A 5,998-nucleotide genomic window follows, 5' to 3' on the forward strand; every position below is an offset into this window, starting at 1 on the left:
CCCCAGAGCAACGCCCCCAACCACGCCCCCACGATCAGCAGGCACGCGAACAGCTCCGTCAGCACGCTGCCCCCGCCCATCCGCATGGCCGTCCGCGTCGCCGCCACCGCCTCGCCGCGGCCGCCGAGCCGCAGCCGTTCCCCGGCGTAGATCCCGCCGACGAAGCCGGGGATCGCCCCGATGACGGGCAGGACGCAGAAGCCGAGCAGCGCGCCCGCCCCGGCGAAGACCGCCATCCGGCGCGTCGCGCCGCTCTCGCGCAGCCGACGGGGCGGCAGCTGCCAGCGCACGGCCTGTGCGGCGAGGAGCACGACCGTCGCGCCGACGAGGATGCCCCAGGCGAGTCCGTTCGGGTCCTGCAGCGTCCACCAGAGGACGGCGGCCCACACCAGCCACGCCCCCGGCACGCCGGGCACCAGCACTCCGCACAGGCCGAGCAGCATCACCACGCCGACCAGCAGGAGTTCCCATGCTCCCATCTGCCCAGAGTGCAGCAGATCGCGCGAAACCGCAGGTCAGGTTAGTCCTGGTGCGGGTCTCGGGGGTGCGGACGGTCCGGGTGCGGCACTGGTTGGGGGCGGCGCGCCACCCAGTCCCGTTCGTACGCGTGCCAGCCCAGCTGGAGCCGGGTCGTCACGCCCGTCAGCTCCATCAGCCGCTTCACCCGGCGCTGCACCGTGCGCAGCCCCAGGTCGAGCTGTTTGGCGACGCTCGCGTCCGTGAGACCGGCGAGGAGCAGGGACAGGATCTCCAGGTCCGTGCCGTCCGGGCCCTCGCGCGCCTCCTCGGTCAGGGTGCTGCCGTCCTCGCCGAGGCGCAGCGGCAGCGCGTCCCGCCACACCGCCTCGAAGAGGCCCGTCAGCGATTCGAGCAGGCCGCTGGCGTGCACGACGAGCGCGGCGGGTTCCGCCGTGCGCGAGGTCAGCGGCACCATCGCGAGCGTGCCGTCGGCGATCACCAGCTTGGTCGGGACGCGGTCGACCACCCGCACCTGCTCGTCGCGGCCGATCGCCGTGGACAGCTCGACGAGGCCCGTCGGCAGGTCCAGGACCGTGCGCTCGACCACGACGCGGTAGCGCACGCCCCGCCCCGTGGCCTGCTCCTCCGCGCTGTTCTCCGTGCCGGTGATGGCGACGGGGCTGCCGGTGACCAGCGCGCACACCTCGGCGCTCGCACCCAGCTGCAGCTGGAGGAAGCGCTGTGAGACGGCCGCCGCGCCGGTGACCACCTCGACCAGGTCGTGGACGGTGGGCTCGGTGGCCTGCGCGCGGTACTCCTCGGCGAGCAGGGTCGCCGCGAGCTCGGCCTTCTCCAGTTCGTGCCGCTGCTGGGTGAGGAGCGCGCCGAGCGCGACACCGGGCGGCGCCGCCACCCAGCGGCCCGCCCTGCCGGACGCCTGCGCGGCCAGCCCGTGCCGCTCCAGACGGCGCAGCGTCCGCTCGGTCTCCGGCTCGCCGAGGGTGAGCCTGCGCGCGAGATCCGCCACGTCGGCGGCGCCCACCGACACCAGCGCCCGGTACGCCGACTCGTGCGTCTCGTCCAGCCCGATCGCTGCCAGCATGCGGCGACGTCCCTCCCGATGGCTCCGTTCGGACGGCGTCGTGGCGGGAAACAGCCACGGCGTAAACCCGCCCCGGTCCATCATCCCCGCACCACCCGTCTCTCTGCCAAGGTGACGCCACCGCAGCACCAACCGCGGCCGCTTATGCGGCCTTTGGGCCCTATTGGCCTGCGGTCCTGCATGCCCACCGACCCACCGACCCTGGGGAGAGCGATGCGCCCGATCTCGCGTACGGCACTGGGGGCGGCGTCCGCCGTCGCCCTCGCCGTCACCGCGGCCGCCCCGTCCGTGGCCGAGCCACGTGCGGCCGCGACGGAACGACCGCCGCTGACGGGGACCGCGCCACAGGGCGCCGCCCGGGGCGGGGGAAGCTCCGTCGTCACCCTCGTCACGGGCGACCGCATCCTGGTGAGATCCGACGGCAGGAACGGGGCGGGGGCCTCCGCGCTGCCCGCCGAGGACGGCACGACGCCGCTGATCCAGACGCGGCAGTCCGGCAAGAACCTGTACGTCTATCCCGAAGGCGCGGTGCACGCCATCGCCGCGGGCCTGGTCGACGAGGAGCTCTTCAACGTCACCGGGCTCGTCCGTCAGGGCTACGACGACGCGCACTCCAAGAAGCTGCCGCTCATCGCCGTGTACGACGCGTCCGTCGACGTGGCCCGCGCGGTGCCCGCCACCCCGCGCGGCGCCGAGCGCGGCCCCGTCCTCGAACCCGTCGACGGCGTCGCCCTGAAGGCCGACAAGAAGAAGGCCGCCACCTTCTGGGCGGAGATCACGAACCCCAGGTCCCGTGCCGCGGGCGATCTGAAGAAGCTCTGGCTCGACGCCAAGGTCGAGGCCACCCTCGACCGGTCGACCAAGCAGGTGCACGCCCCCGAGGCGTGGGCCGCCGGTTACGACGGCAAGGGCACCAAGGTCGCCGTCCTGGACACCGGGGCCGACGCCGAGCACCCCGACCTCAAGGGCCGCATCGGCGCGACGAAGAACTTCACCGACTCCCCGGACAATGAGGACCGCCAGGGCCACGGCACCCACACCACCTCCACCGTCGGCGGCTCCGGCGCGGCGAGCGGCGGCAAGAAGAAGGGCGTCGCGCCCGGCGCCGAGCTGCTGCACGGAAAGGTCCTCAACGACAGCGGCTCCGGGGCCACTTCGTGGATCATCGAAGGCATGCAGTGGGCCGTCGACCAGAAGGCCGACGTCGTCTCGATGAGCCTCGGCAACCCGGCGCAGACGGACTGCACCGACCCGATGAGCACGGCGACCGAGGAGCTCGCGCAGTCCGCGAAGGACACCCTCTTCGTCATCGCGGCGGGCAACACGGGACCGTCCCTCAACTCCGTCTCCTCGCCGGGCTGCGCGCCCGGCGTCCTGACCGTCGGCGCCGTCGACCGCGACGACACCACCGCCCCCTTCTCCAGCCGCGGGCCCGCGTTCGGCTCGCACACCCTCAAGCCGGAGATCGCCGCGCCCGGCGTCGGCATCTCCGCCGCGGCGGCGGGCGGCCGGGGCCTCCACGCGTACCAGTCCATGAGCGGTACGTCGATGGCGACCCCGCACGTCGCGGGCGCCGCCGCCCTGGTCAAGCAGCGCCACCCCGACTGGAGCGCCCGGCAGATCAAGGCGGCGCTCGTGTCCTCCGCCGACAGCAGCATCCCCGGTGACGCGCGCGAGACCGGCGGCGGGCGCCTCGACGCCAAGGCGGCCATCGACCAGCAGGTGCTCGGCTCGCCCGCCGTGCAGGGCGGCAGCTTCGGCTGGCCGCAGGACTCCTCGGACCGCACCACGGTCGACGTGCCCTACACCAACACCACCGACAAGGCCGTGAAGTTGAAGCTGTCGGTGGCAGGCGTCACCGGCAACGACGGCTCCGCCGTGCGCTCCGGCGTCGCGCGGCTCGCCCGGAGCTCCGTGACCGTCCCCGCCGGTGCCACCGTCAAGGTGCCGCTGAAGCTCACGCCCGACGCGGACCTGAAGCGCGCCCAGTACGGCGACGTCACGGGACGCGTCCTGGCCACGGCGGACGGCGGCACCCGCGTCTCCACGCCCTTCTCCCTCTACGTACAGCCCGAGACGGTCAGCCTGCGCGTGAAGCTGATCGACCGCGACGGCAGGCCTGCTGACGGGGCGTCGTCCGTCGACCTCATCGGCACCGACACCGCCACCGGCGAGCGGCGCTTCAACGAGGGCGCGAACGACCAGACGTACCAGGTCCGCCCCGGCTCCTACTTCCTGACCGGCTTCATAGAGACCAGGGACGCCGAAGGCGACCGGAAGCTCACCGACTCCCTCGCCCATCTCGCCCGCCCCCAGGTGGAGGTGAAGAAGGACACCACGATCACCCTCGACGCCCGCAAGGCGCACCGCCTCGCCGTCCGGACGGACAAGCCCTCCGAGGTGCTCGGCGCCACCCTCGCCTTCGCCCGCACCTGGGGCAAGGACAACTGGCTGCATGCGGGCACCGCGGCGGGACCGCGCACGATCCGCTCCTACTACCAGTCCGTCGAGGGGAAGCCCGCCGACGGCACCTTCGAGTCCGGCAGCTACTGGCGCGCCGCGGCGCCCCAGATCTCCGAACTCGCCGTCGTGGGCGGCAGGAAGCTGCACCCCCTGACCGCGTCCACCGGCTCCGCCAACCTCGACGGCACCGGCAGGGCGGCCGTCGTCGACGCCGGGTCGGGCACGGCGCAGGAGCTCGAAGCCGCGGGCGTCAAGGGAAAGATCGCTCTGGTGAAGGCCCCCGACAGCGGTGACGTGGCCGCCGTGGCCGACGACGCGAAGAAGGCGGGCGCGGTCGCCGTCCTCGCCCACCGCTCGGCACCCGGCCGCTGGTACCCGTCCGCCGGGTTCACCGGCTCCCCGCTGCCGGTGCTCGGCATCCAGCCGGACGAAGCGGCACACGTCCTGTCCCGACTGGCCTCGGGCAAGGCCGAGCTGACGTGGCGGGCGACCGCCGGCAGCCCGTACGTGTACAACCTCGCCTTCCCCGAGACGGGGCAGATCCGTGATGACCGCACCTACCGCGTGCGGGACAAGGACCTCGCCGCGAACGAGGCGACGTACCGGGCGATGGGCCGGGCCACGGACTACGTGGACCTGCCGTCGGCGGTCCGGCCCACCGGTCTGGAGATCTACTTCGGCAGCCTCGCGTCGGTCCCGGCGCCCGGCAAGCGCACCGAGTACTACTCGGCGGGCACAACCGGCTGGGGCCACCAGGTGTCCAGCAGCTTCCCGTACGGCGAGTTCATGATCGACCCGGTGCGCACGTACAAGAAGGGCGAGCGCCGCACCGAGAACTGGTACGACGGCGTCCTCACCCCCGGCACGCCGCGCGACGCGGCGGGCAGACCGGCGCTCGCCGGTGAGCGCCAGGGGAACCTGATCGGGGTCGCCCCGGGCTTCTGGGCCGACGCCGAACACGGCGGGATCCAGGGCAGCTTCGGCGACATCGGTTCCGTGCAGCTCGAACGGAACGGCGAGGTCGTGGGGGAGTCGGGCTGGCCGTCCGGGGTGTTCACCGTCCCCGCCGAGGACTCCGCGTACGAACTCACCCTCTCCACCACGAAGATCGGCTCACGGGTGTGGCACCGGTCGACGTCGACGGAGACGACCTGGTCGTTCCGCTCGCACCTCGACGAGAACGCGGCCTCACAGGGCATCCCGATGCTCTTCCCGCGGTACGCCCTCGCGGAGGACGGACTCAAGACCCTGCCCGCGAAGGACGGACAGCGGATTGAACTCGGCGTGACGGGGCACGCGGGGTACGAGCCCGGCGCGCTCACCAAAGCGAAGCTGTCGTACTCGTACGACGAGGGCCGGACGTGGACGGCGGCGACCACCGCCGAACACCGCGGAAAGTGGAGCGCGACCGTCAACCACGCGGGCGCTTCCGGCAAGCCGGTCTGGCTCAGAACCGAACTGACGGACGCCCACGGCAACTCCGTCGCACAGACCGTGGCCCGCGCCTACGACGTGCGCTAGCCACACCGGCCCCGCCGGGCGGTCCTCCTGTGGGGGGTGGGCCCGCCCGGCGGCCTCTGTCGCCGCCGAGATGGCCGTAATTTCCGGATGCACCGTTTTCGTACGGCCTCCGCGGTGGAAAATTAGGGGCATGAGCCAGCAGGGGGACAGGCCCAGCGGTCGCGACGACGACTGGTGGGGACAGCTGTACGACGACGCCGCACCGGACACGGGTCCGGCCCCGGCACCGGACACCCTGGACGACAGGTTCGCCTCCGCGGCGGACGCGGTGCAGGAGCCCTTCCCCGCCCCGCGCGCCCCCGCGGACTTTGCCGCTGCGGACACCCGCGCACCGGCCGGGCAGCCGGAACCTCCCGGGCAGCCGGAACCTCCCGAGCAGCGCCCGGCGCCGACGGGACGGCACCGCACCCCGCCCACCTTCACCGCCACCGCCCCCTCGCCGCCGCCCACCGC

3 protein-coding genes and 1 pseudogene are annotated in these 5,998 nt (G+C 73.3%); 2 read left to right on the plus strand and 2 right to left on the minus strand.

Features of this window, described 5'->3' with window-relative positions; all coding sequences use genetic code 11:
• Both AOK03_RS26755 and AOK03_RS26760 read right to left on the minus strand, forming a co-directional pair.
• Positions 1–479: DUF456 domain-containing protein (locus tag AOK03_RS26755; protein ID WP_055567906.1), on the minus strand; the 479-nt coding region annotated here is incomplete at its 3' end.
• Between the two features lie 41 nt (positions 480–520).
• Positions 521–1,561 (minus strand): helix-turn-helix transcriptional regulator, encoded by a 1,041-nt coding sequence (locus AOK03_RS26760; protein ID WP_055567907.1) that lies wholly within the window; start codon positions 1,559–1,561, stop codon positions 521–523.
• A gap of 213 nt (positions 1,562–1,774) precedes the next feature.
• On the opposite strand from AOK03_RS26760, the gene AOK03_RS26765 reads away from it, so the two are divergent.
• Both AOK03_RS26765 and AOK03_RS44295 read left to right on the plus strand, forming a co-directional pair.
• Positions 1,775–5,545 (plus strand): S8 family peptidase, encoded by a 3,771-nt coding sequence (locus AOK03_RS26765; protein ID WP_055567908.1) that lies wholly within the window; start codon positions 1,775–1,777, stop codon positions 5,543–5,545.
• 130 nt (positions 5,546–5,675) lie between these two features.
• Positions 5,676–5,998 (plus strand): annotated as a pseudogene (locus tag AOK03_RS44295) (protein phosphatase 2C domain-containing protein); the annotation flags it as partial.

Source organism: Streptomyces atriruber (assembly GCF_001418325.1).
Taxonomy (GTDB): Bacteria; Actinomycetota; Actinomycetes; order Streptomycetales; family Streptomycetaceae; genus Streptomyces; species Streptomyces atriruber.